Below are 5,254 nucleotides of genomic sequence, written 5' to 3'. Positions count from 1 at the left end.
CGGTGAATGGAGGCTCACGCATCTTGCTGTCTATTTTCGATATGTTATAACATTAAAAGAAATTAACGATTTCCAGGAACCTCCGAAATGACCAGACCTCGTTGGATCGCCGCCGCAGCGCTGCTGGCCACCCTTTCCACCGACGCCTCCGCCCATGACCATGTGGTGCGCGGCCGGCTGGTCTTCGCCGATCACGAGAAACCCGTCGTCAGCGTGCTCGACCTCGACACCGCGAAGGTGACCCACCGCTTCGAGGCGTCGAAGGCCGATCCGGCGCTGATCGGCACCGAAGGCGGGCGCTTCGTGGTGATCCGCAGCGGTGACGAGTCCGGCACCATCCGAATCCTGGACAGCGGCCTGTTCTACGAATCGCACGAGGATCATTTCGACATCGAGAAGGGCGAGGTGAAACTGCTCGACCTGACTCTCACCGGCGACAAGCCGTCTCATGTCGTGTCGGAGCAGGGCTGGCTGACCGTCTTCTACGACGGGCAACGTCCCTGGCTCGGCGAAAGCGACCCGAAGGTGGTCGCAATCCGCCTCGACAGCCTGGACGGGGACAAGGTCGACACCACCGTCTGGCCGGCACCCGCGCCCCAGCATGGCATCGCGGTGCCGCTCGGCGGCGACCGGTTCCTGATCTCGGTGTCGAAGGAGGCCTATGCCCGGGGTGACGACAAGACGGTGTCGTCGCGGCCGAACGGCTTCCAGATTCTCGACAAGGCGCAGGGCTGGAAGGCCGTCGCCACCTTCAACGACACGGCGGACCCGGACCGCTCCTGCAAGGAGTTCCACGGCCATGCCGGGCTGCAGGATGTCCATGTCTTCGGCTGCAACGCCCGGATCGAGGGCGACGCCGCCAGCGACGGCGGCGTCCTGGTGATAGGCCAAGGGCCGGACGGGGCCTGGGGCGCGCGCAAGCTGGCCTATCCCGATGGCCGCCGCGCCAGCACCATCAAGGCCGGCCCGTCGGGCCGGTATCTGGTCGCCAATTACGGCGGCGAGAACGGCCGGCCCTTCGAGGCCCTGTTGCGGATCGATCCGACGGCCGGGACGCTGACCGCCGCGGACGTGTTCCCGATCCTCGGCGGCCAGGCGGTCTGCCAGTACGAGGTGACCGGCGACGGCAAGCGGGTCGTCAACCTCACCCAGGACGGCAAGCTGCGGGTCTACGACATCGCGCCGGAATGGAAGGCGGTGGCGGAGTTCGACGCCGTCCCGGCCTTCGACTGCGCCTGGGACGCGGCAACGCCGCAGCCCACAGTCGCCATCATCGGCAACAGCGCCTTCGTCAGCGACCCGGAGAACGGCCGCATCCGCGAGTTCTACTTGAACAGCCTGAAGCAGGGGCTGGACATCCCGGTCGGCGGCAAGCCGTCGGCCATCGCCGGCGGCGGCAACGCCGGCTAGGCCGGGGGCGGCGGGCCGGCCTCTTCGCCCCGGCCGGCCCGCACCGTCCCGGCATACATGCCGCTGCGCCGGAAGTCGCGCGGTCCGATGCCGTAGAAGCGGCGGAACACCTTGGCGAAATAGTTGGCGTCGTCGAAGCCGCAGCGCTGCGCGATCACCTTGACCGGCGCCTCCTCGACATGCAGCAGCCGCGCCGCCTCCTCCATCCTGAGGCGCAGCAGGTAGCGGGCCGGCGTCGTGCCCTCATGCGCGGCGAACACCCGGCTGAAATGATAGCGGCTGTAGCCCGCGGCCCTGGCCATGCGGGCGACGTCGATCCGCTCGGCCGGCTGGCCGGCGCACAGCGACACGGCCCGCTCGATCGCCGCCGGACGGGGCGAATCCGCCGGCGCCTCGCCCCAGGGCAGCAGCTCCTCGGCCAGGCCCATCGCCGCGCCATAGGCGAGGGCCGAGGCGCGGGCCGGGCTGCCGGCCTCGCCCTGCAGCGCCGACAGGCAGAAGCCCGCCAGCCGCTCGACCGCGGCCTCCGGCAGCGTCACCACCGGCCCATGCGCGGCAATGACCTCGCGCCACACCCGCAGCACCTCGCGGCCGTTCAGGCACAGCCAGAAGAACTCCCATTCCGGATTGCGGCCCAGCCAGTAGCGGTTGTCCTGCGGGAAGCGCAGCAGCATGGTCTGGCCCGGCCGCAGCTCCCAGCGCTTGCGCTCGACCCGCAGATGGCCGCGGCCGCCGATGGTGTGCTGCAGCAGCACGAAGGGCGCGTCGCCGCGCCTCAGCCCGTGCCAGTCATAGCCAGGGTCGGTGCAGCGGTCGTAGCCGGCGCTGGTGACCATGGCGTGCAGCCGGTAGCGGTCCTTCGGGAACACCACCGAGACCCCGCCCGGGGCGCGCTCGCGCAGCGTTGGCAGCATGGAATGCCCCATGATCGCACGAAATTCCTCTTTCGCCGCTTTTCCCGGCCTCATAGACCATAGCACGAAATGGCTTGCCGAGGGGCCGTTGGGCTCCAGGAGGATGCGATGAAGGTTGCCGTGATCGGCGCGGGCAGCGTCGGCTTCACCCGGAAGCTGGTGCGCGACATGCTGAAGGTGCCGGAGCTGCAGGACACCGAATTCGCGCTGCACGACATCAACGCCGACAACCTCGACATGGTGGCGCAGATCCTGCGCCGCGACATCGAGGCCAATCGCCTGCCGGCGCGGGTCACCACCTCCGTGGAGCGGCGCCGGGCGCTGGCAGGGGCGCGCTACGTCATCAGCTGTGTCCGCGTCGGGGGCTTAAGCGCCTTCGCCAGCGACATCGAGATCCCGCTGAAATACGGTGTCGACCAATGCGTCGGCGATACCATCTGTGCCGGCGGCATCCTGTACGGCCAGCGCAACATCCCGCAGATCCTCGATTTCTGCCGCGACATCCGGGCGGAGGCGGAGGAGGGAGCGTGGTTCCTGAACTACGCCAACCCGATGGCGATGAACACCTGGGCCGCGATCGAGCATGGCGGCGTCGCCAACACCATCGGCCTGTGTCATGGCGTGCAGCATGGCTGGCACCAGATCGCCGAGGTGCTGGGCGCCGAGGACCCGCGCGAGGTCGACTATATCTGCGCCGGCATCAACCACCAGACCTGGTACATCGACATCCGCTTCCGCGGCCGTAAGATCGAGGCCGGGGAGCTGCTGGAGGCCTTCGAGCGCCATCCGCGCTACAGCCGGGAGGAGAAGGTCCGGATCGACGTGCTGCGCCGCTTCGGCTGCTACTCGACCGAGAGCAACGGCCATCTCAGCGAATACCTGCCCTGGTACCGGAAGCGGCCGGACGAGATCAACCGCTGGATCGACCTGTCGAACTGGATCAACGGCGAGACCGGCGGCTATCTGCGCCACTGCACCGAGCAGCGGAACTGGTTCGAGACCGACTTCCCGCGCTGGCTGGCCGAGGCCGGGGCGCCGCTCTCCGACCACCGCCGCTCCGACGAGCACGGCAGCTACATCATCGAGGCGCTGGAGACCGGCCGGGTCTATCGCGGCCATTTCAACCGCCGCAACCAGGGGCTGATCACGAACCTGCCGCAGGACTGCATCGTCGAGACCCCGGGCTTCGTCGACCGCTTCGGCCTGAACATGGCGGCGGGGCTGGAGCTGCCGCTGGGCTGCGCCGCCACCTGCAGCGCCTCGGTCAATGTCCAGCGCATGGCGGTGAAGGCGGCAGTGACCGGCGACCTCGACCTGCTGCGCCTGGCCGTGCTGCACGACCCGCTGGTCGGCGCCGTCTGCAACCCGGACGAGGTCTGGCAGATGGTCGACGAGCTGCTGGTGGCCCAGGCCGAATGGCTGCCGCAATACGCCGATGCCATTGCCGGTGCGAAGCAGCGCCTGGCCCGCGGCGGCGTGGCGACGCGCGACTGGGGCGGCGCCGCCCGCCTGTCGGTGCGCAGCGTCGACGAATTGCGCGAGGCGCGGGCCCGGACAAAGGCCGACGCCGCCGAATAGCCGGGACGGTCAACGCCCGGCGGAAACCACCATCGAGGGGAGGCGACCATGAAATTGACGAAGATCGCGCTCGTTCTGGCGGGGCTGCTGCTGGCGCTGCCCGCCATGGCCGAGCCGGTGACGCTGCGCTTCTGGGTGGCCTGGGACCCGGCCCAGCCCGACGCCAAGGCGATGCAGGTCCAGATCGCCGCCTTCGAACAGGCGCATCCGGACATCAGGATCGAGACCCAGAACATCGCCTTCAGCGCCCTGCACGACAAGCTGGTGACGGCGGTGGCCGGCGGCGACGCGCCCGACATCAGCTGGGGCCTGCCGGAATGGTTCGGCGAGCTGTACCGCATGGGCGCGCTGCTCGACCTCACCCCCTATGCCGCCGACTGGCCCGGGCGCGAGGCGATCTACCCGAACGTGATCGAGGCGCTGACCATCGACGGCAAGCTGATGGCGATGCCGCATTATCTCGGCATCCGGGCGCTGCTCTACCACGAGGAGACGCTGAAGAAGACCGGGATCACTGAGCCGCCGAAGACCTGGGACGAGCTGATCGCGGCGGCCGTCAAGGTCAAGGCGGCGACCGGCCAGTACGGCTTCGGCATCGCCGGCACCGGGGTGCGGGCGCCGCAGGAACTGATCATGTACCTGGCCCAGAACGACGTCGCCATCGCCCGGCGCCAGCCAGATGGCGGCTACAAGAACAGCTGGGCCGACGACCCGGCCGAGCTGGCGCGGGCCACCGAGGTCTTCGCCTTCTACCGCCGCCTGCTGGACGAGGGCGCCTTGCCGCCCGAGGCCGCCGGTTGGGGCTGGGAGGAGGAGGACAGCAACTTCGCCCTCGGCAAATACGCCATGGCGATCGACGGCGCCTGGATGCAGTCGCGCGCCCAGCAGAACCCCGAGACGATGGCCGATGTGAAGGTGGCGCCGCCGCCCTACAAGCTGAAGCCGGCGACCTTCTTCGAGATCAACCCCTTCTTCCTCTACAAGGCGACGCAGCATCCGAAGGAGGTCTGGGCCTTCGCCGCCTTCATGACCGGCCGTGACTACCAGGCGGCGGCGCGGCCGACGACCTCGATCCGCCAGGACGTGGTCAGCCCTGGAGTCTGGGGCGAGGGCTTCTCTTCGCTGGCCTCGACCGGCGTGGTCTTCCCGCCGGTGGCGCTGGGCCAGATCACCCGGGCGATGGAGGAAGCGATCGGCCGCGTGCTCCTGAAGAAAGAGGACCCGGCCGAGGTCGCCGCCTGGCTCGCCAAGCAGGTCAACCGCGCCCTGCGCCAGTCCGGCGAGCTGAGCTCGTCGTGAGTTGAGCCTGGCCGGAGCCACCCCCCCCACCCCCAAAAACCCCGCGAATTAAG

4 protein-coding genes are annotated in these 5,254 nt (G+C 69.0%); 3 read left to right on the top strand and 1 reads right to left on the bottom strand.

Translation table 11 applies throughout. The annotated features are described in order from the left end of the window. Nucleotides 1–87 precede the first annotated feature (87 nt). Complete coding sequence (locus AAHM41_RS38640) at nt 88–1,410, top strand: hypothetical protein (RefSeq protein ID WP_342241951.1); 1,323 nt, start codon at nt 88–90, stop codon at nt 1,408–1,410. Here the strand turns inward: AAHM41_RS38640 and AAHM41_RS38635 are convergent. Continuing rightward, the gene (locus AAHM41_RS38635) at nt 1,407–2,324 is read right to left on the bottom strand and encodes a helix-turn-helix transcriptional regulator (RefSeq protein ID WP_342241950.1); all 918 of its coding nucleotides are present in this window, start codon (nt 2,322–2,324) and stop codon (nt 1,407–1,409) included. The two genes, AAHM41_RS38640 and AAHM41_RS38635, sit on opposite strands and share 4 nt — an antisense overlap. Before the next feature lie 108 nt (nt 2,325–2,432). Between AAHM41_RS38635 and melA the strand changes: the two genes are divergently transcribed. After that, on the top strand, nt 2,433–3,902 hold the full coding sequence (gene melA, locus AAHM41_RS38630) for an alpha-glucosidase/alpha-galactosidase (protein WP_342241949.1): 1,470 nt from the start codon (nt 2,433–2,435) through the stop codon (nt 3,900–3,902). A gap of 48 nt (nt 3,903–3,950) precedes the next feature. Then, complete coding sequence (locus AAHM41_RS38625) at nt 3,951–5,201, top strand: ABC transporter substrate-binding protein (protein WP_342241948.1); 1,251 nt, start codon at nt 3,951–3,953, stop codon at nt 5,199–5,201. Nucleotides 5,202–5,254: the final 53 nt, after the last annotated feature.

The organism is Inquilinus sp. OTU3971 (assembly GCF_038440215.1).
Note: the sequence above shows the minus strand (reverse complement) of the source record. Positions and strands in the feature narration are given on the sequence as shown.